The following is a 21,042-nucleotide window of genomic DNA, read 5'->3' on the forward strand; positions in this document are numbered from 1 at the left end:
ACCTTGCGAACGGTTGCCGTCATGCGCCCCGCCGGTGGCCGGCCGGGCGGCATCCTGCCCGCGTGGACACGGAACAGGTGTACGCCGCCTTCTCGGCCGCGGGGGCGGCGTTGTCGGGGGCGGCCGCGGTCGCGGCGGTGCTGGTGGCGCGGTGGCAGAGCGGGTTCGCGCGGCGCGTCGCCCTGGAGACGGCGCACGCGCAGCGCGAGGTGGAGCGGGAACTGCGGCTGGAGGCGCGGCGCAGCGAGGCGTGGACCGCCTTCCTGTGTGCCGCGGACGCGTTCGTCGGCGCGGTGTGGACCCTCGCGGACGTGGCGCCCGAGCGCCGGGCGGAGGAACTCCGCCTCCGGAGCGAAGCCCTCACCACGGCGTGCTCGGCACTGAGGATGCCGGGGCCGGACCATGTGGTGCGGCACGCCGAGGCGATGCGTGAGCGGTGCGCGCGGATGGAGCAGTACGCGGTCGAGCGGGCGGTGGTGCGCTCCGCGCTCCAGGCGCTGCTGGGGAAGTGGTGTCCGGGGAACGCGGAACACTGCGCGTCCGACGCGCACACCTGTGCGTGGCTGGCCCACGACATGCTCGAGAGCTGGGGGGACCGCGAGGACGACGAGCGCCCTGACGATCTCGGCCATCTGGAGTACCTGATCAGACAGAGCGGGGCGCTCGACGGCGCCGACCTCGCGCGGCTTCTCGCTGTGGCGCGTTCCCCCGTGTGCTGGGAGCTGCTGGCGGCCGGTCCCCGGTGGCTGCGGCCGCGCACCGGCTACGACGAGGCCCGGGACGCGTTCACCGCGGCCGTGCGCGAGCAGTCACTCCGGGCGCAGGTCCCTGACCCGGCGGAGCTTGCCCAGTGAGCGCTCCAGGGTCTCCGGTTCGACGATCGACACGTCGGCGGTGATGCCGATGCCGTCCTTGACGGCCTTCGCGATCGCCCGGGCAGCGGATTCCCGCTGCTCGGGGCCGGTGCCGGGGCGGGTCTCGACGCGGACCGCCATATGGTCCAGACGGCCGCGCCGGGACAGCTCGATCTGGAAGTGCGGGGCGACGCCCGGGGTGCGCAGCACGATCTCCTCGATCTGGCTCGGGAAGACGTTCACCCCGCGCAGGATGATCATGTCGTCGCAGCGGCCGGTGATCTTCTGGATGCGGCGGAACGCGGGCCGGGCCGTCCCGGGCAGCAGCCGGGTCAGATCGCGGGTGCGGTACCGGACGACCGGCAGGGCCTCCTTGGTGAGGGACGTGAAGACCAGCTCGCCCTCCTCGCCCTCGGGCAGCACCTCGCCCGTGATCGGGTCGACGATCTCGGGGTAGAAGTGGTCCTCCCACACGTGCAGCCCGTCCTTGGTCTCCACGCACTCCTGCGCGACGCCCGGGCCGATCACCTCCGACAGGCCGTATATGTCGACGGCGTGGAGGTCCGTCCGCTCCTCGATCTCGCGGCGCATCTCCTCCGTCCACGGCTCGGCCCCGAAGATGCCCACACGCAGGCCGCTCGTGCGCGGGTCGACGCCCTGCCGCTCGAACTCGTCGAGCAGGGTGAGCATGTAGGACGGGGTGACCATGATGATCTCGGGCCGGAAGTCCTGGATGATCTGCACCTGCCGGGCCGTCATGCCGCCCGAGGCGGGGATCACCGTGCACCCGGCCCGCTCGGCGCCGTAGTGCGCGCCGAGGCCGCCGGTGAAAAGCCCGTACCCGTAGGAGATGTGCACCTTGTGGCCCGGGCGGCCGCCGGCGGCGCGGATCGAGCGGGCCACCAGGTCCGCCCACATCGACAGGTCGTTCTCCGTGTAGCCGACGACCGTGGGGCGACCGGTGGTGCCGCTGGAGGCGTGGACCCGGCGCACCTGGTCCATGGGGACGGCGAACATGCCGAAGGGGTAGGTGTCCCTGAGGTCGGCCTTCGTCGTGAAGGGGAAGCGGGCCAGGTCCTCCAGGGAGCGGCAGTCGTCGGGCGTGACCCCGGCCGCGTCGAACTTCGCCCGGTACGTCTCCACGTTGTCGTAGGCGTGCCGCAGGCTCCGGCGCAGTCGGTCGAGCTGGAGCGCGCGCAGCCGCTCGCGTGTCAGGCGCTCGGCGTCGTCCAGCAGCTCGTGGGGGAGGGGCTCGCCCCGCCGCCCGGTCGCGCCCGTGGCCCGGGGGGCCGTCGCCTCGCTCGTCATCCCGGCTCCTCCGCCATCGTGCTCCGGATGCTGCGACCAGGGGTCACTTGTCGCACCATCTTGTAACCCGACCGACCATTCGGTTAGCTTCGGCGTCGCCAAGTAACCAAGTCGCCAGGGTGCCTGTCAAGGGGTCGGGGGCTTACCAAGGCGCGCCGGGTTGTCATACCATGGACCGAACGAATGGTCGGTTGGGAAGTGGGACGGATGGACACGACACACTCCAGCCCCCCGGGGGCGGACGGCACCGAGCCGGTTCTCCAGCAGCACTTCGACGCGACGATCGCGCGGGACCAGCGGATCGAGCCGCGCGACTGGATGCCGGAGGGCTACCGGAAGACACTGATCCGCCAGATCGCGCAGCACGCGCACTCGGAGATCATCGGCATGCAGCCGGAGGGCGAGTGGATCACCCGCGCGCCGTCGCTGCGCCGCAAGGCCATTCTGTTCGCGAAGGTCCAGGACGAGGCGGGACACGGGCTGTACCTGTACTCGGCGGCGGAGACGCTGGGCGCCGACCGCGCCGAGCTGACCGAGCGGCTCATCGAGGGCCGCCAGAAGTACTCCTCGATCTTCAACTACCCGACGCTGAGCTTCGCCGACGTCGGCGTGATCGGCTGGTTCGTCGACGGCGCCGCGATCTGCAACCAGGTGCCGCTGTGCCGGTCCTCGTACGGGCCGTACGCGCGCGCCATGGTGCGGATCTGCAAGGAGGAGTCCTTCCACCAGCGGCAGGGCTACGAACTGCTGATGACGATGATGCGGGGCACGCCGGAGCAGCGCGAGATGGTGCAGGACGCCGTGAACCGCTGGTGGTGGCCATCGTTGATGATGTTCGGCCCGCCCGACGACGCCTCGCCCAACTCCGCGCAGTCCATGGCCTGGAAGATCAAGCGGCACAGCAACGACGAACTGCGCCAGCGCTTCGTCGACATGACCGTCCCGCAGGCCGAGAAGCTCGGCGTGACGCTCCCCGACCCGGAGCTGCGCTGGAACGAGGAGCGGGGCCACCACGACTTCGGCACGCCCGACTGGGACGAGCTGATGCGGGTCATCAAGGGCGACGGCCCGTGCAACGCCCAGCGGATGGAGCGGCGCCGCAGCGCCCACGAGGAGGGCGCCTGGGTGCGCGAGGCGGCCACCGCCCACGCGGCCAAGCAGGCGTCCCGGACGCGGAAGGGAGCGGTGGCATGACCGCCGAGAAGCAGAACTGGCCGCTGTACGAGGTGTTCGTACGGGGCAAGCGCGGCCTGAACCACGTCCACGTGGGCTCGCTGCACGCCGCCGACGACCGGATGGCCCTCACCCACGCCCGCGACCTGTACACGCGCCGCAACGAGGGCGTGAGCATCTGGGTGGTGCGCTCCGAGCACATCGCCGCCTCCACCCGCGACGAGAAGGACCCCTTCTTCGCGCCCAGCGCCGACAAGGTCTACCGCCACCCGACCTTCTACGACATCCCCGACGACGTCCCGCACATCTGAAGGAGAGGGCATGAGCGACGACCACGTCTACCTGACCCTCGCCGAGGGACACGACGACGACACCCGCTGGGCCTACGGCACCGGCTTCGAGGACCCCCTGCACGGCGTCGACACCACCGTGCCGGACGGCGTCGACGCCGGTGGGCTGGCGGACCTCTGCGTCCCCCTGGCCGACGACGCCCTGGTCTCCGCCCAGCGGCTCGCCGAGTGGACCACCCGCGCGCCCGAGCTGGAGGAGGAGGTGGCGCTGGCCAACATCGGGCTCGACCTGCTCGGCCAGGCCCGCCTGCTCTACTCCCGCGCCGGCCAGGTCGACGGCACCGGCCGCGACGAGGACGCCTTCGCCTACTTCCGCGACGCGGGCGACTTCCGCAACGTACGCCTGGCCGAACTGCCCAACGGCGACTTCGCGTTCTCGATCGTCCGGCTGCTGGTGCTCTCCAGCTGGCGCCTCGCGCACTTCGAGCGGCTCACCGCCCATGGCGACCCGGTGCTCGCGGCGATCGCCGCCAAGGGCGTGAAGGAGCTGGCGTACCACCGGCAGTACGCGGCCGAGTGGGCCGTGCGCCTGGGCGACGGCACCGACGAGTCGCACCGCCGGATGCGCCGGGCACAGGAGCAGGTGGCGCCCTACCTGGGCGAGCTGTTCACGGCGTACGACGTCCGCGACGAGGTCGTCGCCGTCCTGCGGCAGGTCACCGAGGCCGCCGGACTGCCCATGCCCGTCTTCCGCCCGCTGCCCGGCTCGGGCCGCGCCGGGGAACACACCGGGCATCTCGCCCCGCTGCTGGCCGAGCTGCAGGGCGTGGCCCGCGCCCACCCGGAGGCGGCATGGTGACGACAGTGCTGGACGCGCGGCGGGCCCGGCGGATCGCCGAGCAGGTGCCCGACCCCGAGCTGCCCATGCTGACCCTGGCCGACCTGGGCGTGCTGCGCGAGGTGTCGCTCACCGAGGACGGAACGGTCGTCGCGAGCCTGACCCCCACCTACTCGGGCTGCCCGGCCATGGCGGAGATGCGCGCCGGCGTGGCCGCCCGGCTGCGCGACGCCGGGTACGCGCGCGTGGAGATCCGCACCGTCCTCGACCCGCCCTGGACCAGCGACTGGATCACGGCGGAGGGCCGCCGCAAGCTCGCCGAGCACGGCATCGCCCCGCCCGGGGACGCGCCCGCGCGCGCCGCCGGACCGGTGCCGCTCGTGCTGTCGCCGACCCGCCGCTCGGTGCCCTGCCCCCGCTGCGGCCACCCCGACACCGAGGAGACCTCCCGCTTCGGCGCCACGTCCTGCAAGGCCCTGTGGCGCTGCCTCGCCTGCCGCGAGCCCTTCGAGTACGTCAAGGAGATCTGATGGAGGACCTGATGGAGCCGGCCCCCGCCCCGGCGGCACCCGCGCGTGCCCGCCGCCGTCCGGTCTTCCACGCCCTGCGGGTCGCCGCCGTGCAGCCGCTGTGCGAGGACGCGGTGGCCGTCAGCTTCGACATCCCCGCCGAACTCGCCGAGGAGTTCGCCTTCGCGCCCGGCCAGTCGCTCACCCTGCGGCGCGAGATCGACGGCCGCGACGAGCGCCGCTCCTACTCCATCTGCTCACCCGCCGGCACGGCACCCCGCATCGGCGTGCGCGTGGTGCCCGGCGGCCTCTTCTCCTCCTGGCTGGTGCACGAGGTGCGCCCCGGCGACACCGTCGAGGTGATGGCCCCCACCGGCGCCTTCACCCCCGACCTCACCACCCCCGGCCACCACGTCCTCGTCGCGGCCGGCTCCGGCATCACGCCCATGGTCTCCATCGCCGAGTCCGTCCTGGCAGCCGACTCCCGCTCGACGGTCACCCTCCTCTACGGCAACCGCCGCACCGGCACGGTGATGTTCGCCGACGAACTGGCCGACCTGAAGGACCTCTACCCGACGCGGTTCCAGCTCGCCCACGTCCTGTCCCGCGAGCCCCGCGAGGCCGAGGTGCTCTCCGGCCGCCTCGACGCCGAGCGGCTGTCCGCGCTGGTCGACGCGCTGGTCGACGTGGAGTCCGCCGACCACTGGTGGCTGTGCGGCCCGCACGGCATGGTCCGCGCCGCCCAGCAGATCCTGGCCGGCCTCGGCGTGCCCGCCGACCGCGTCCACCAGGAGCTGTTCTACGCCGACGACGAGCCCGTCCGCGAGGTCCGGCACACCGAGACCGGCCCCACCGGCCCGGTCAGCCAGGTCACCGTCACCCTCGACGGCCGCTCCACCACTTCCGCCCTGCCCCGCGAGCGGACCATCCTCGAAGGCGCCCAGCAGACCCGCCCGGACCTGCCGTTCGCCTGCAAGGGCGGTGTCTGCGGCACCTGCCGCGCCCTGGTCACCGACGGCAAGGCCGACATGCGCCGCAACTTCGCCCTCGAACCGGCCGAGGTGGACGCGGGCTACGTCCTCACGTGCCAGTCGTTCCCGGTGTCGGAGGCGCTGACGGTGGACTTCGACACCTGACCGGAGCCCACCGGAGGTCCCTGCCGGTCAGTCGCCCCGCAGCACGCGCAACGCCGTGAGGGCCACGTGGAGTTCGGTGCGGCGTTCGCCGGACTCCAGGTCGGTGTCCAGGAGGCGTTCGATGGTGCGCAGCCGCTGGTACATGGTCTCCCTGGACAGCCCGCCGCGGCGCGCCGCGGTGGTCTTGTTGCCGGCGGCGTCCAGGTAGTGGCCCAGGGTCGTCAGCAGCTCGGTGCCGTGCCGGGTGTCGTGGTCGACGAGCCGGCCGAGGCGGCGCTCGGTGTAGCCCTGGATCCGGGTGTCCTCGCGCAGGGCGTACAGCAGGCGGCGCAGGTCGATGTCCGGCAGTTCGTGGAAGGAGCGGTCGGCGGGGAGGGGCTGGCCGGGCGGGGTGGCCTCCAGGACCCGGGCCGCCTCCCGGAAGGAACGGGCCGTGTCGGCGAGGTCGGCCACCTCGGAGCCGGCGCCGACGGTCGCTGCCGGAGCCAGGCCCAGCACGGCGCGGCTCAGGCGTTCGGCCACGGGACGCCAGGACTGGGCGGGCCGCAGGGCCAGCAGGATGCCGAGACGGCCGGGGGAGAGCTCGCCGACGAGCGCCGGGACCCCCGCCGATGCCAGCTCCCGGTGCAGCCGCGTCTCCATCTCGGCGCCCTCGCCGCCCGGGCCCAGGTCCACGAGGACCGCCAGGAAGACACCGCCCTCCGTCGGCAGGCCCAGCGCGGCGCAGCGGGCCCGGGCGTCCTCGGAGGAGTGGTGGCGCTGTTCCGCCAGGTCCCGCAGGGCGTTGCGGTGGGCCGTGTGCTCCCACGGCGTGGCGTGGATGAGACGGGCGACCGTCAGCGCCATCGCCGTCCTCTCCAGGACGGTGCGGTGCTCCGGCCCGAAGGGCTGCCCCTCGGCGGGCAGCATCGCCAGCCGGCCCCAGCGTTCGCCCTGGTAGGACACGGGCGCGGTGAGCCAGCCCTCCGGTCCGCCCACCTCCGTGCGGTCGCCGGGCTCGGTGGCCCGGGAGCGCCGCTCCCAGCCGGAGAGCGCCTCCCGCACCGTGCTTCCCGACGGCTCGCAGATCAGCGCCTGGTGCATCAGGTTCTCCAGGACGACCGTACGGCCGCTCATCTCCGCCGCCGCGCGCACCACGTCCTCCGGTCCCGCGCCGCGCAGGGTCAGGGCGGTGAACGCCTCGTGGATCCGCTGCGTCCGGCGCATCGCCTCGGCCTGGCTGCCGAGGATGAGCGCGTGGACGACCTGGGTGACCTCCAGGAAGTTGACGTCCCGGGCGAGCGTCACCAGGGGCAGGCCCCGGGCGCGGCACGCCCGGACGAGGGCGTCGGGCGGGCGGTGGTAGCGCCGCACCAGTTCGATGACCAGGGCGGCCGCCCCCACCTCGGTCAGCTCGTCCACGTACCGGCGGACTCCCGCGGCGTCGTCGGGCAGGGGCATGCCCGTGGTCAGGACCAGCTCGCCGCCCTTGAGGAAGGAGGCCGGGTCGGTCAGCTCGGTGATGTGCACCCAGCGCACCGGCCGGTCCAGCTGCCTCAGCCCGGTGACGACCTGGGGCTGCCCGGCGGCCAGGACGGGCAGCGCCAGGACGTCGGCGACGGTGGGCGCGCGACCGGCCGGGGCGGAGTCCCGGCCGGACGTCGGGGGGTGTTCGTTCACGATGTCTCCATGGGGGAGTGCCCGGTCACTCTGACAAGCGGCACTGACCTGCGCAAGAGCTGTCCACGCGAGGGGCGGGCGGTGCCCGAGGGGTCCGGCGGTTGACACAACGTCCGAACAACGCGTTCCGGCTGGACAGATCACGCGTTGTCGCCCTTCGCGGCGGCCTGGATGCTCGGTGACCGGAGAAGAGCCACGCAACCAGACCTCGACGTACGGCCGGGAGCCCACATGACCGCACTGTCGCCGCACCTTCGCCAGGCCACGCCCGTCGTGGCGGCCCGGGGCGAAGGCGTCCACCTCTACGGTGAGGACGGCCGCCGCTACCTCGACTTCACCGCCGGCATCGGCGTCACCAGCACCGGGCACTGCCACCCCAGGGTCGTGGCGGCGGCGCAGGAGCAGGTCGGCACGCTGGTGCACGGCCAGTACACGACCGTCATGCACCAGCCGCTGCGCCGCCTCGTCGAGAAGCTCGGCGAGGTGCTGCCGGCCGGCCTGGACAGCCTGTTCTTCACCAACTCCGGCAGCGAGGCCGTCGAGGCGGCGCTGCGCCTGGCCCGCCAGGCCACCGGCCGCCCCAACGTCATCGTCTGCCACGGCGGCTTCCACGGCCGGACCGTCGCCGCCGCCTCCATGACGACCTCCGGCATCCGCTTCCGGTCCGGCTTCTCCCCGCTGATGAGCGGCGTCGTCGTCACCCCGTTCCCGACGGCCTTCCGCTACGGCTGGGACGAGGAGACCGCGACCCGCTTCGCCCTCAAGGAGCTGGACTACACCCTCCAGACGATCTCCTCGCCCGCCGACACCGCCGCGATCATCGTCGAGCCGGTGCTCGGCGAGGGCGGTTACGTGCCCGCGAACCGCGCCTTCATGGAGGGGCTGCGCGAGCGGGCGGACCGGCACGGCTTCCTGCTGATCCTCGACGAGGTGCAGACCGGCGTCGGCCGCACGGGCCGCTTCTGGGGCCACGACCACTTCGGCGTCACCCCGGACATCCTCGTCACCGCCAAGGGCCTGGCCAGCGGCTTCCCCCTCTCCGGCATCGCCGCCTCCGAGGAACTGATGAGCAAGGCCTGGCCCGGCTCGCAGGGCGGCACGTACGGCGCCAACGCCGTCGCCTGCGCCGCCGCCTGCGCGACCCTGGACGTCGTCCGCGACGAGAAGCTCGTCGACAACGCCGAGGCGATGGGCAAGCGGCTGCGCCAGGGCCTGGAAGCCGTCGCCGACCGCACCCCGGGCATCGGCGACGTCCGCGGCCTCGGCCTCATGCTCGCCACCGAGTTCGTCACCGAGGACGGCAGCCCCGACCCCGAGACCGCCGCCCGCGTGCAGCGCGCCGCTGTCGACGAAGGCCTGCTCCTGCTGCTGTGCGGCGCCTGGAACCAGGTGGTCCGCATGATCCCGGCGCTCGTCATCGACGAGGCGGGCGTGGACGAGGGTCTCCAGGCCTGGGCGAACGCCGTCGAGGCCGGCACCGCGGGAGCAGCGGGCCGATGAGCACCGCCACCCGCGACCTGGCGGGTCTGACGGCCCGGATCGCCGAGATCGCGCCCGGTCTGCGGGTGGAGACCGGCCCGGGAGCGACGGGCCCCTACGCCTACGACGCCTCCAACTACCGTGTGCTGCCGCGGGCGGTGGCCTTCCCGCGCACCGCCGACGACGTGGTCGCGGTGCTGCGGGCCTGCCGTGAGGCGGGCGTCCCGGTCACCGCCCGGGGCGGCGGCACCAGCATGGCCGGCAACGCGGTCGGGCTGGGAGTCGTCCTGGACTTCTCCCGGTACATGAACCGGATCCTGGACATCGACGAGGAGGCGCGCACCGCGCGGGTCGAGGCCGGTGTCGTCCTCGACGCGCTGCGCGGCGCGACCGCCCTGCACGGGCTCGACTTCGGGCCGGATCCGTCCTCGCACAGCCGCTGCACCCTCGGCGGCATGATCGGCAACGACGCGTGCGGCAACCGGTCGGTGCGCGACGGGCGGACCAGCGGCCACGTCGAGGCCCTGGAGATCGTGACGGCCGACGGCGTGCGGGCCGTCGCCGACCGCTCCGGGCTGCGTGCCGCAGAGCCGGGCGACGCGGAGGCCGTACGGCGCGTCGCCCGGCTCGAATCCGACCTCAGGAGGCTGGTCGAGGACAACCTGGCGCTGATCCGCACCGAGCTGGGCCGGATCCCGCGTCAGGTCTCCGGCTTCCAGCTGCAGCACCTGCTGCCCGAGAACGGCTTCGACATGGCCCGCGCGCTCGTGGGCACGGAAGGCACCTGTGCGGTCGTCACCGCCGCGACGGTCCGCCTGGTGGCGACCGCACAGGCATCCACACTGCTGACGCTCGGCTACGAGGACGTGGTCGAGGCGGCCGAGGACGTGCCGGAGATCCTGCGCTGGTCGCCCAGCGCCGTGGAGGGCATGGACGAGGCGATCGTCGCCACCATGCGTGCCCGCCGCGGCCCGGACTCCGTCACCGGCCTGCCCGAGGGGCGGGCCTGGCTGTACGTCGAGCTCGAAGGCGACGACCAGGACGCGGTGAACGCCCGCGCCGCTGAACTGCTCGACGCTCTCAAGGCCCGGGGACGAATGACCGGCGGCCGGGTCGTCGAGACCCCGGCCGAGCGGCGTTCGCTGTGGCGGGTGCGTGAGGACGGGGCCGGGCTGGCCGCCCGGCTCGTGGACGGCGGCGAGTCCTGGCCCGGCTGGGAGGACGCGGCCGTCGCCCCGGAGAACCTCGCCGCCTACCTGCGCGACTTCCGCAAGCTGCTGGCATCGCACCAGCTGACGGGCGTGCTGTACGGGCACTTCGGCGCGGGATGCGTGCATGTGCGGATCGACTTCGACCCGGCGACCGAGGCCGGCCGGACGGTCATGCGGCGCTTCCTCACCGAAGCCGCCGCGCTGGTCGTCGAGCACGGCGGCACGCTGTCGGGCGAGCACGGTGACGGACGCGCCCGCAGCGAACTGCTGGAGGTCATGTACAGCCACCGCATGATCGCCGCGTTCGCCGCGTTCAAGAAGACCTTCGACCCCGAGGGGCTGCTGAATCCCGGTGTGATCGTCGACCCCACACCGCTCGACGCGGACCTCGCGCTGCGGGAACTCCCGCTGCTGGACACGACCTTCGGCTTCCCCCATGATGAGGACGGTTTCGCGGGCGCCGTGCGCCGCTGCGTGGGTGTCGGTCGTTGCCGCAGTGACGCGGGCGGGGTGATGTGCCCGAGCTACCGGGCCACGGGCGAGGAGAACGACTCCACCCGCGGCCGGGCCCGCATGCTCCAGGAGATGGTCCGCGGTGAGGCCGTGCAGGACGGCTGGCGTTCGACCGAGGTCAAGGACGCCCTCGATCTGTGTCTGTCGTGCAAGGCCTGCTCCAGCGACTGCCCGGTCGGTGTCGACATGGCCACCTACAAGGCGGAGTTCCTCCACCACCACTACAAGGGCAGACTCCGGCCCCGCTCCCACTACTCACTGGGCTGGCTGCCCCGGACCTCCGCCCTGGCCGGATACGCCGCCCGACCCGTCAACGCCCTGTTGCGCGGACCGCTCGGCAAGCTCCTCGCCCGCCTCGGCGGCGTTACCACCAAGCGCAGGATCCCCGCCTTCGCCTCCCGCCGCGCCCTGCGCAAGACCCTGCGCGCGGCCAAGGCAGTAGAGGCGGCGAAGGCCGTGCTGTTCGTGGACAGCTTCACCCGCGCCTTCCGCCCCGAGATCGCCGGAGCCGCGAGCCGCGTGCTGGCCGACGCGGGCGTCCCCTGCACGCCGCAGGACGGCCTGTGCTGCGGACTGACCTGGGTCAGCACCGGACAGCTGAACATCGCCCGCAAGATCATGACCCGCACCGTCGACGCCCTCGACAACGGTGACGACCGGCCCATCATCGTGGCCGAACCCAGCTGCGCCGCCGCGTTGAAGCGTGACGTGCCCGAACTCCTCGGCACCGAGGCCGCCCGGCGCGTCGCCGACCGGGTCCACACCTTCGCCGGGGCCCTGACCGACCTCGCCGATCAGGGCTGGAGCCCGCCGCCGCTGCCCGAGAACGTCGTCCTCCAGACTCACTGCCACGAATACGCCACCTTCAAGGGCCGCCGCCCCGCCGACCTGCTGCGCCGACTCGGCGTACGCGGCGTCGACGAGGCCGAGGGCTGCTGCGGACTCGCAGGGAACTTCGGCTTCGAGGCAGAGCACTACGACACCTCCATCGCCGTCGCCGAACTGGCCCTCAAACCCCGCATCGACCACCTCGACGGACGCCCCGTCGTCGCCGACGGCTTCAGCTGCGCCACCCAGATCGACCACCTCGCCGACGGCCGGGACATCCGCGCACTGCACCTCGCGGAGCTCCTCGACCCCGCCGCCGATCACACAGGAGAGACATCATGACCGACGTACTGAACCAGTTGTTCATCGGCGGAGCCTGGGTGGACGCCGCGGACGGCGCCACCATGCCCGTCGACGACCCCGCGACCGGCGAGATCCTCTGCCACGTCGCCGACGCCGGTCTCAAGGACGCCAAGCTCGCCGAGGAAGCCGCCGTCCAGGCCCAGGCCGAGTGGGCGCGTACGGCGCCCCGGGCCCGCAGCGAGATCCTGCGCCGCGCCCACGAACTCATCCTCGAGCGCACCGACCAACTCGCCCACCTGATGACGTCCGAGATGGGCAAGCCGCTCGCCGAGGCCAGGGGAGAGGTGGCGTACGCCGCCGAGTTCTTCCGCTGGTTCTCCGAGGAGGCCGTCCGCATCGACGGCGGCTGCGGCACCCTGCCCGACGGCCGCAACCGCATGCTGCTCTCCCGCCGCCCGGTCGGCCCCTGCCTGCTCATCACGCCGTGGAACTTCCCCCTGGCCATGGGCACCCGCAAGATCGGCCCGGCCATCGCCGCGGGCTGCACGATGGTGCTCAAGCCGGCCCCGCAGACCCCGCTGTCCAGCCTCGCGCTGGCCGGGATCCTGAAGGAGGCCGGTCTGCCGGACGGCGTGCTGAACGTCGTCACCACCTCCCGCGCCGGAGAGGTGTGCGAGCCGCTGCTGCGCGGCGGCCGGATCCGCAAGCTCTCCTTCACCGGTTCCACGGCCGTCGGCCGGCTGCTGCTCGCCCAGTGCGCCGACACCGTCGTCCGCACGTCTATGGAGCTGGGCGGCAACGCGCCGTTCATCGTCTTCGACGACGCCGACCTGGACGTGGCCGTGGACGGCGCGATGGTCGCCAAGATGCGCAACATGGGCGAGGCCTGCACCGCCGCCAACCGCTTCTTCGTGCACCGGTCGGTGGCCGACGAGTTCGCACGCCGCCTCGCCGAGCGCATGGGCGCGCTCGTGGTGGGCCCCGGCACCCGGGACGGCGTCGACGTCGGCCCGCTCATCGACACCGCCGGACGCGCCAAGGTGCAGGAACTCGTCACCGACGCGGTGGAGCGCGGCGCGCGCGTGCTCGTCGGCGGCCGTACGCCCGAGGGGCCCGGCTGCTTCTACCCGCCGACCGTGCTCGCCGACGTCGACCCGGGCAGCCGCCTGATGGACACCGAGATCTTCGGCCCGGTCGCGGCGATCCTCACCTTCGACGACGAGGACGAGGTCCTGCGCCGCGCCAACGACACGCCCTGGGGCCTCGTCGGTTACGTCTTCACCCAGGGGCTGGACCGGGGACTGCGCGTCAGCGAAGGTCTGGAGGTGGGCATGGTGGGCCTGAACACCGGCCTCGTCTCCAACCCGGCCGCACCCTTCGGCGGCGTCAAGCAGTCCGGTCTCGGCCGTGAGGGCGGACGGGTCGGGATCGACGAGTTCCTGGAGTACCAGTACGTCGCGGTGCCCGTGCGGTGACGGCCGCCCCGAGGCCAACCCGCTGCGCGGCCTTGGCTTCCCGAAGGTCCCGGTCCCCGCAAAGGCCCCCGGCGTCAGAATGAAGACATGAATCAGTCTTCATGTGTTCCTGTATGGTGAGGAGTCCCCGCGTCCCCGCCTGAAGGACCCCTGATGACCTCCACCCTCACGCCGCAGCCGGTCGACCGGGCGAAGCCCGCTCGGACCGGTGCCGTCCCCCGGCGGCGTACCCGTGTGCTCGCGCTGCCCGAGGCGCGCTGGGCCGCGGCGGCCACCGTCTTCTTCCTGCTCGCGCTGCCCCTCCAGCTGACCGGCGCCCCCGCCTGGACGTGGGGCCCGCTGTACGCGCTGTCCTACGCCACGGGCGGCTGGGAGCCGGGCTGGGAAGGCATCAAGGCGCTGAAGGACCGCACCCTCGACGTCGACCTGCTGATGGTCGTCGCCGCCCTGGGCGCGGCCTCCATCGGGCAGGTGATGGACGGTGCCCTGCTCATCGTCATCTTCGCCACCTCCGGCGCCCTGGAGGCCCTGGCCACGGCCCGCACCGCCGACTCCGTCCGCGGCCTGCTCGACCTGGCCCCCGCCACCGCCACCCGGCTCACCCCGGACGGCGGCGAACAGACCGTGCCCGTGGAGGAGTTGTCGGTCGGCGACACCGTCCTCGTCCGCCCCGGAGAGCGCGTCGGCGCCGACGGCCGGGTCCTGGAAGGGGCGAGCGAGGTGGACCAGGCGACCATCACCGGCGAGCCGCTCCCCGTCGCCAAGGAGCAGGGCGACGAGGTCTTCGCGGGCACCCTCAACGGCACCGGCGCCCTGCGGATCCGGGTCGAGCGCGACGCCTCCGACTCGGTGATCGCCCGCATCGTCCGCATGGTGGAGGAGGCGTCCGAGACCAAGGCGCCCACGCAACTGTTCATCGAGAAGGTCGAACAGCGCTACTCGCTGGGCATGGTGGCCGCGACCCTGGCCGTCTTCCTGGTGCCGCTGGCCTTCGGCGAACAGCTCACCGACGCGCTGCTGCGCGCCATGACGTTCATGATCGTGGCCTCGCCGTGCGCGGTCGTGCTGGCCACCATGCCGCCCCTGCTGTCGGCCATCGCCAACGCCGGACGGCACGGCGTGCTGGTGAAGTCCGCCGTGGTGATGGAGCGGCTCGGCCAGGTGGACGCGGTCGCGCTGGACAAGACCGGCACGCTGACCGAGGGCAGCCCGCGCGTCACCGACGTACGGCCACTGCCCGGATCCGCCCTGGAAGAGCAGGAGTTGCTGGTCCTCGCGGCGGCCGCCGAGCGGCCCAGCGAGCATCCGCTGGCCCGGGCGGTCGTGGACGCCGCCCGCGCACGCGGCCTGGACCTGCCGGACGCGCGGGACTTCACCTCCGCGCCCGGAGTGGGCGTGACCGCCGTCGTCAGCGGCCGTTCGGTCGCGGTCGGCGCACCGGCCCGGCTGCTGGACGACGCCGACGGCGAGGCCGCCCGGGCGGCGGCCGAACTGGAGGAGTCCGGCCGTACCGCCGTCCTGGTCGTCGTCGACGGCGCCCCCGCCGGACTGCTCGGCATCGCCGACCGGCTGCGCCCGGACGCCGCCGCCACCGTCGCCGCGCTCACCACGCTCACCGGCAGCGCCCCGGCGCTCCTCACCGGCGACAACCCCCGGGCCGCCGCGCACCTCGCCGCCGAGGCGGGCATCACCGACGTCCGCGCCGGGCTGCTGCCGCAGGACAAGATGGCCGCCGTGCAGGAGTTGGAGAGCGCGGGCCGCAAGGTGCTGGTCGTCGGGGACGGCGTCAACGACGCACCGGCCCTGGCCGCCGCCCACACCGGCATCGCCATGGGCCGCGCGGGCTCCGACCTCGCCCTGGAGACCGCCGACGCCGTGATCGTGCGCGACGAACTCGCGGCCGTCCCCACCACCGTCGCCCTCTCCCGCCGCGCCCGCCGGCTGGTCGTCCAGAACCTCGTCATCGCCGGGGTGTTCATCACCGGCCTCGTCATCTGGGACCTGGCCGGGCACCTGCCGCTGCCGCTGGGCGTCGCGGGCCACGAGGGCTCCACGGTCCTCGTCGGCCTCAACGGCCTGCGGCTGCTGCGGGAGACGGCCTGGCGGCGGGCCGCCGCCGAGGGCACCGGCTGAGTCCTCTCAGCGCTCCGGTGGCGGGCCGCTGCTGGCCCGCACCACCAGGTCCACGGGGACGAGCGTGTCGACGCCGGGCAGCTCACCGGGACCGTCGATGCGGTCCAGGAGCAGGCGCAGGGACCGCGTGCCGATCTCGGCGAAGTCGGCACGGACGGTGGTCAGCGGGGGCAGCAGATGCGCCGCCTCGGGGATGTCGTCGTAGCCGACGACACTGACCTCCCCGGGGACGGACCGGCCGGACTCGTGCAGGGCGTGCAGCAGGCCCAGGGCCATCTGGTCGTTGGAGGCGAAGACCGCCGTCACCTCCGGGCGGCGGGCCAGCCGGCGGCCCAGCTCGTATCCCGAGTCGGCGCCCCAGTCGCCGACGAGGGGCGCCGGGATGTCGGCACCGGCCGCCTGGAGCGTCGCCTGCCAGCTCGCCAGCCGGTGTTCGGCGGAGGTCCAGCCGGTCGGGCCGGCGATGTGCCAGACGGTGGCGTGCCCCAGGCCGAGGAGGTGCTCGGTGGCCTTGCGGGCGCCGGTGCGCGAGTCACCGGTGACCAGGGGCGTGGCGTCGTCGAGGGCGTTCTCCAGCACCACCAGGGGAGTGCCGAGGTCGGTCTCCGCCAGGGCCCGGCCCACCCACTGCTGCGGGGCGATCGCGATGACACCGTCCGCGCCCTCGGCCGACAGCCGGTTCACGGCCTCGACGACGGTGGCGTGGTCGGCCGTGTCAAGGGCGATGGAGCTGACCAGGTAACCGGCGTCCTGGGCCGCGGTGTTGATCGCGGTGAGGATGGAGGCGGGCCCGTACCGGGCGGCGTCGAAGGAGAGGACGCCGAGCATCCGCGTCCGGCCGCTGGCCAGAGACCGCGCACTGCGGCTGGGCCGGTAGCCGAGCGTGCGCATGGCGTCCAGGACCGCCTCGCGCGTCTCGGGGCGGACGGCCGGGTGGTCGTTGAGCACCCGGGAGACGGTCTGCTTGGAGACGCCGGCCAGCCGGGCCACGTCGGCCATCACCGGCCGTGCCCCCGCGAAGTTGCGCCTGCTGCGGCCCTTGGGGACGGGGCCGTCGGTGACGCTCGGTGTCATGGCGGGTGAGTCCTCGATGTCGGTACGGCGGTGCTGACCCGCCCGGCAGGAGCACAGCATAGGCGGGCGGGTGCCCTAAGGCCCTCGAAAGCCACCGGAACTCAGCCCGTCCGCACCGCCCACGTACGGGTGAGCACCCACTCGGCGCCCTGCACCCCGGCCGCCCGCCACGCGTCCCCCACCTGCCCCGGCACATGCACCGGCGCGTCCGCGGCCAACGGCAGCACTGTCAGCCGCAGACCCCGCGCCCGCAGTTCCCCGGCGGGCAGCCGGTCCAGGCCGATGTCCCAGACCCGGCCCGAGTAGAACTGGTCGGCGACCAGGACCTGCCCCACGTGGGCCCGGGCCAGGTCACCCGTCCAGCGCAGCCGCAGCAGTACACCGGCGGGCTCGCGCAGCAGGTCCTCCGGTACGTCGACGCGGTACTCGGCGGCCAGCGCCTCCACCTGCTTGTCCGCGGGGACGCTGGCCCGGCCCAGCACGCCGGTCACGGGCTCGGGCGCCGGACCGGCGGGCCTGACGGCCGTGACGGTCGCGGCGGTGTGCGCGACCGGCCCGGCCTCGACCGTGCAGCGGCGGAACACGCCGTCCGGTGCCTCTCGCACCCGCGCCCCCTCCACCACCAGGGGCGCGTCCGGTGCGGGCAGCACCGCGAACGAGGGCTGGGCGGCCGGGCTGTGCAGCCGTACCTCGTCCCCGTCGAAGACGACGCCGTCCCCGCACAGCACCAGCCGCTCGGCTCCCCAGGCCGGTCCCCGGTAGACGGTCCGGGCCGTCGCCGCGTCCAGGACCAGCAGCCCGACCCGGGAACCGTCGGCCGCGTCCACCTCGACCAGCGCGTCGGTGCCCGGCCGCAGCCCGCCGACCAGGATCCGGCCGTTGACCGGCGTGACCTCCCCGGACGGCGTGGCGACGGACGCCACCGTGTCGGCGTCCAGGGCGAGTTCGGGCGCGATGCCGTCCGTCGCGGCCAGCACCAGGACGGTACGGCCGTCCGCCTCGACCGTGCACACCGGCTGCGCGGTGGCCCACTCCAGCCGCACACCGGCCAGGTCCAGCCGCAGCGGCCAGCAGAAGGAGGCACCTGACGGCACGGTGACGGGGGTGCTCGGCAGCGTCAGCGCGGACGCCTCGGGGAATTCGACCGTGAAGGTGGTGTCCGGGTGGTCCGGCAGCGGCTCGTGCGGCTGGTGGTTGGTCACGAAGAGGAAGCCCGCGCCGCCGTCGCTGCGGACGGCCCAGCGCAGGGTGTCCCGGTCGTGCTGCCCGGTCGGCCGCCGCTCGGGCAGCACGGACCCCATGGGGGCGATCAGGTGCCCGAAGTCCGCCAGCATCAGGTGCTGCAGGCGCAGTTCGTGGTAGGAGGGCCGCACCTGGCCGTACTCGCCGAGCGGGGCCTGGAAGTCGTACGTCAGGACCGGCAGGTCGTTGGGGTAGCCGGTGGCGTGCGACTCCTGGAGGGTCGTCGCCTCGCCGGCCGGGTTCGTGCCGCCGTGGAACATGTAGTAGCCCTGCCACACCGAACCGCAGCCGATCTTCGTGAGGCCGAGCGCGGCGATGTCGGCGGCCTCCACCCGGGGCCGCCGGTGGTACGCCACGGCCATTCCGCCGCCCAACTCGCAGGTGGCCCAGGGGAACAGGTCCGTCGGTGCCGGAGCGGCGCCGCGCACGGTCGTGGGCCGCAGGTCGGCGCCGATGCCCTCGTCGTCGCGTTCGTGGGTGAAGAAGAAGTGCTTGCGGCAGGTGTCGGGCCAGCCGCCGTCCGCCTCCGTCCAGAACGCCTCGGGATACCCGCCGAACAGGGGAAGCAGCTCGTCGCCGGGGAGCTGCACGCCGCCCCAGGCGGTCGACGTCCACAGCGGCGCGCTCAGCCCCGCCTCCTGGGCCAGGCGCTTCAGCGTGCGCAGGTGGCCCGGCTGGTCGTACAGCTCGTTCTCGATCTGGATCGCGACGATCGGGCCGCCGCCCGCCCGGTCCAGACCGCGCAACTGCCCGGCGATCGCGGTGAACCAGGCGCGGACCGGCTCCAGATAGGCCGGGTCGTCGGTGCGGGGCGTGCAGGCGCGGGCCAGGAGCCAGTCGGGCAGGCCGCCGTTGCGGACCTCGGCGTGCGACCAGGGGCCGATGCGGGGGATGAAGTCCAGGCCGTGGCGGGCGCACAGCTCGGCGAACCGCCGGAGGTCGCGGTCGCCGTCGAAGCGGACCCGGCCCTCGGTCTCCTCGTGGTGGATCCAGATGACGTAGGAGGCGACGGCGGTCACCCCGCCCGCCTTCATCTTCAGCAGTTCCTCCTCCCACTGCCGGTGCGGGTAGCGGGAGTAGTGGAACTCGCCGGAGACCGGGAACCAGGGGCGGCCGCCACGGGTGAGCCAGCGGCTGGTGACGCCGATCGGGTCGGGGACGCCGGGCGCGTCCGTGAAGGGCAGGTGCCCGGTCAGCGGGGGAGCGGCGGGCGCGGGAACGCGCAGGACGTGTGTCACCAGGTGTTCTCCGGTCCGAGGTCGGGGGTGTCGGTGAGCTGGGCGCGGGCGGCGGTGGTGCCGTGCAGCTCCAGCAGGACCAGCTCGTTGGTGCCCGGGCGCAGCACGGGGCCGGGGACGTACAGCGTGTGCTGCGGGCCCCGGTTCCAGTAGCGGCCGAGGTGGAAGCCGTTGACCCAGGCCTGGCCCTTCGTCCAGCCGGGCAGGGAGAGGAAGGCGTCGGCGGGTGTGCCGATCTCGAAGGTGCCGCGGTGGAAGGCCGGTACGGTGACCGCCGTCCCGTCGGCCGGGGCGAACGGCACGCCGTCCAGGTCGTCCAGCGGCAGCGGGTGGCAGTCCCAGCCCCGCAGGGCCGTGCCGTCGAAGGAGACCGGTCCGAGCAGGCCCTTGGGAGCGCCGATGCGGGGACCGTAGTTGACGCCGCCCATGTTCTCGACGAGGACCTCCAGCGTCGCCCCGGCACGCGGCACCCGCACGGGCAGCGTCTCGTCGTGCCGTTCGCGCTCCAGCACACCGGCGGGGGCGCCGTCGACGAAGACCAGGGCGCGGTCGCCGACACCACCGGCGAAGTGCAGCAGGCCGTCGCCACCGGCCGGGAGCATGGTGCGGTAGAGCGCGTAGCCGGTGCGCTGCCCGAGCGCGTCCATGGTGACCGGCACGTCGGCGCGCACGGGCGCCCCGGCCAGCGGCATCAGGGCCGCCCGGCCGCTCAACTCGACCTCGGTGGGCGGGAGTTTCGGGCCCGGCGCCGGTACGGGCTCGTCCGGCACGGCGGCATGGCGGGCGATGACCTCGCGGAAGGCGTGGTACTTCGGGCCCGGATCACCGCACTCGGTGAGCGCGGCGTCGTAGTCGTACGACGTGATCGTGGGCTCGTAGGCGTGCTTGTGGTTGGCGCCGTTGGTGAAGCCGAAGTTGGTGCCGCCGTGGAACATGTAGATGTTCACGGACGCCCCGGCGGACAGCAGCCGGTCCAGGTCGGCGGCGGCGTCGGCCGCGTCCCGGACGTGGTGCGGCCCGCCCCAGTGGTCGAACCAGCCGATCCAGAACTCCGCGCAGAACAGCGGGCCTTCACTCTGGTGCTCGCGCAGCCGTGCCAGGCTCTGCTCGACGCGGCTGCCGAAGGTGCTGGCCGCGAGGACGCCGGGCAGGGTGCCCGCGGCCAGGTGCTCGGGATCGGCCTGGTCGCAGGTGAACAGCAGCTCCTCGACGCCCCGCGAGCGGAACGCGTCGGCCAGGTGCTTCAGGTACGCGGAGTCGTCGCCGTAGGCCCCGTACTCGTTCTCGACCTGCACGGCGATGACCGGGCCGCCCGCCGCCGCCAGGTGCGGCCGGAGCGCGGGCAGCAGCAGGTCGAGGTAGCGGTCGACGGCCCCGGTGAAGCGGGGATCGCTGGTGCGCAGCCGGATGTCCGGGTCGCCGGTCAGCCAGTCGGGCAGGCCCCCGCCGTCCCACTCGGCGCAGATGAACGGCCCGGGACGCAGCAGCACGTGCAGGCCCTCGTCCCGGGCGAGCGAGAGGAACCGCGGCAGGTCGAGGAGGCCGTCGAGGACCAGGGGGCCGTCCGGGTCGGGCTGGTGGTGGTTCCACGGGATGTACGTCTCCACCGTGTTGAGGCCCATCAGCCGCGCCTTGCGCAACCGGTCGGACCACAGGTCGGGATGGACACGGAAGTAGTGCAGCGCGCCGGAGAGGATCCGGAACGGCTCGCCGTGCAGCAGGAATCCGTCGGACGTCGTCGTCAGAGCGGGCATGCGGAGCTTCCCTTCGGGAGACGGG

At 73.6% G+C, this 21,042-nt stretch carries 15 protein-coding genes; 10 read left to right on the forward strand and 5 right to left on the reverse strand.

Going from position 1 to position 21,042, the window contains the following annotated elements; genetic code table 11:
• Positions 1-62 precede the first annotated feature (62 nt).
• A complete protein-coding gene (locus ABZ386_RS08585) occupies positions 63-854 on the forward strand; it encodes a hypothetical protein (protein ID WP_358964306.1) in 792 nt (263 codons plus the stop codon).
• Here the strand turns inward: ABZ386_RS08585 and paaK are convergent.
• Positions 810-2,162, reverse strand: coding sequence for a phenylacetate--CoA ligase PaaK (gene paaK, locus ABZ386_RS08590; protein ID WP_356503685.1), 1,353 nt, complete (start codon positions 2,160-2,162; stop codon positions 810-812). The two genes, ABZ386_RS08585 and paaK, sit on opposite strands and share 45 nt — an antisense overlap.
• A 207-nt stretch (positions 2,163-2,369) precedes the next feature.
• Here paaK and paaA point away from each other — a divergent pair, with 207 nt between their 5' ends.
• Genes paaA through paaE form a run of 5 tightly spaced genes read left to right on the forward strand, consistent with a single transcriptional unit; the run spans position 2,370 to position 6,108 of the window.
• Positions 2,370-3,356, forward strand: coding sequence for a 1,2-phenylacetyl-CoA epoxidase subunit PaaA (gene paaA / locus ABZ386_RS08595; protein WP_351344046.1), 987 nt, complete (start codon positions 2,370-2,372; stop codon positions 3,354-3,356).
• Positions 3,353-3,646 carry a 1,2-phenylacetyl-CoA epoxidase subunit PaaB gene (gene paaB, locus ABZ386_RS08600; protein WP_003988149.1) on the forward strand — a complete coding sequence of 98 codons (294 nt, stop codon included), beginning with the start codon at positions 3,353-3,355 and terminating at the stop codon, positions 3,644-3,646. Before paaA ends, paaB begins: the two co-directional genes overlap by 4 nt.
• Before the next feature lie 10 nt (positions 3,647-3,656).
• Positions 3,657-4,484, forward strand: coding sequence for a 1,2-phenylacetyl-CoA epoxidase subunit PaaC (gene paaC / locus ABZ386_RS08605; protein ID WP_351344051.1), 828 nt, complete (start codon positions 3,657-3,659; stop codon positions 4,482-4,484).
• Positions 4,478-4,993, forward strand: coding sequence for a 1,2-phenylacetyl-CoA epoxidase subunit PaaD (paaD, locus tag ABZ386_RS08610; protein WP_356528269.1), 516 nt, complete (start codon positions 4,478-4,480; stop codon positions 4,991-4,993). The genes paaC and paaD overlap by 7 nt, the downstream gene beginning before the upstream one ends.
• Positions 4,993-6,108, forward strand: coding sequence for a 1,2-phenylacetyl-CoA epoxidase subunit PaaE (gene paaE, locus ABZ386_RS08615; RefSeq protein WP_358964307.1), 1,116 nt, complete (start codon positions 4,993-4,995; stop codon positions 6,106-6,108). Before paaD ends, paaE begins: the two co-directional genes overlap by 1 nt.
• Before the next feature lie 27 nt (positions 6,109-6,135).
• Here paaE and ABZ386_RS08620 read toward each other — a convergent pair whose 3' ends face one another.
• On the reverse strand, positions 6,136-7,767 hold the full coding sequence (locus ABZ386_RS08620; RefSeq protein ID WP_351344058.1) for a PucR family transcriptional regulator ligand-binding domain-containing protein: 1,632 nt from the start codon (positions 7,765-7,767) through the stop codon (positions 6,136-6,138).
• 231 nt (positions 7,768-7,998) lie between these two features.
• Between ABZ386_RS08620 and ABZ386_RS08625 the strand changes: the two genes are divergently transcribed.
• The 4 genes from ABZ386_RS08625 (at position 7,999) to ABZ386_RS08640 (ending at position 15,709) form a co-directional block, all read left to right on the forward strand.
• On the forward strand, positions 7,999-9,267 hold the full coding sequence (locus ABZ386_RS08625; RefSeq protein WP_351344061.1) for an aminotransferase class III-fold pyridoxal phosphate-dependent enzyme: 1,269 nt from the start codon (positions 7,999-8,001) through the stop codon (positions 9,265-9,267).
• Complete coding sequence (locus tag ABZ386_RS08630; protein ID WP_358964309.1) at positions 9,264-12,140, forward strand: FAD-binding and (Fe-S)-binding domain-containing protein; 2,877 nt, start codon at positions 9,264-9,266, stop codon at positions 12,138-12,140. The genes ABZ386_RS08625 and ABZ386_RS08630 overlap by 4 nt, the downstream gene beginning before the upstream one ends.
• Positions 12,137-13,576 carry an NAD-dependent succinate-semialdehyde dehydrogenase gene (locus tag ABZ386_RS08635; protein WP_351344067.1) on the forward strand — a complete coding sequence of 480 codons (1,440 nt, stop codon included), beginning with the start codon at positions 12,137-12,139 and terminating at the stop codon, positions 13,574-13,576. Before ABZ386_RS08630 ends, ABZ386_RS08635 begins: the two co-directional genes overlap by 4 nt.
• Before the next feature lie 153 nt (positions 13,577-13,729).
• A complete protein-coding gene (locus ABZ386_RS08640) occupies positions 13,730-15,709 on the forward strand; it encodes a heavy metal translocating P-type ATPase (RefSeq protein ID WP_351344070.1) in 1,980 nt (659 codons plus the stop codon).
• A 6-nt stretch (positions 15,710-15,715) separates the two neighbouring features.
• Here the strand turns inward: ABZ386_RS08640 and ABZ386_RS08645 are convergent, their stop codons facing one another.
• The 3 genes from ABZ386_RS08645 to ABZ386_RS08655 form a co-directional block, all read right to left on the reverse strand.
• Entirely contained in the window at positions 15,716-16,783 is a 1,068-nt protein-coding gene (locus tag ABZ386_RS08645) for a LacI family DNA-binding transcriptional regulator (protein ID WP_351344073.1), read from the reverse strand.
• 101 nt (positions 16,784-16,884) lie between these two features.
• The gene (locus ABZ386_RS08650) at positions 16,885-19,266 is read right to left on the reverse strand and encodes a beta-galactosidase (RefSeq protein ID WP_358964453.1); all 2,382 of its coding nucleotides are present in this window, start codon (positions 19,264-19,266) and stop codon (positions 16,885-16,887) included.
• A complete protein-coding gene (locus ABZ386_RS08655; RefSeq protein WP_358964310.1) occupies positions 19,260-21,017 on the reverse strand; it encodes a glycoside hydrolase family 35 protein in 1,758 nt (585 codons plus the stop codon). The genes ABZ386_RS08650 and ABZ386_RS08655 overlap by 7 nt, the downstream gene beginning before the upstream one ends.
• Between the last annotated feature and the right edge of the window lie 25 nt (positions 21,018-21,042).

Source organism: Streptomyces sp. NPDC006140 (assembly GCF_040628815.1).
Lineage (GTDB): Bacteria > Actinomycetota > Actinomycetes > Streptomycetales > Streptomycetaceae > Streptomyces.